This is a genomic window from Methylobacterium sp. AC433 (genome assembly GCF_979253015.1).
On sequence record NZ_CEEDBN010000112.1, the window covers coordinates 1 to 237 of the forward strand.

Below are 237 nucleotides of genomic sequence, written 5' to 3' on the forward strand. Positions count from 1 at the left end.
GCCAAGGCGTCCGCCGCCGTCGCCGACCTGAAGGCCCGCCTCGCGGCCAAGGTCCCCGTCCTGATGCTGACCGCGGCGGCCGCCTTCCTCCTCGGCATGCTGCTCACCGTGCTCTTGCGGGGCCGGCGCAGCCTTCCCGCCGTGGCCGTCATGGCGGTCTTCGTGACCCTGGCGCTCGGGACCGGGGCCTTCGCCCATGGCGACGAGGACCACGGCACCCCGTCCCAGGGCGACCCG

The 237-nt window shown here is 75.5% G+C and carries 1 pseudogene; it reads left to right on the plus strand.

Features of this window, described 5'->3' with window-relative positions:
* Nucleotides 1-237: pseudogene (locus tag AC0IWM_RS23920) on the plus strand (efflux RND transporter periplasmic adaptor subunit); the annotation flags it as partial.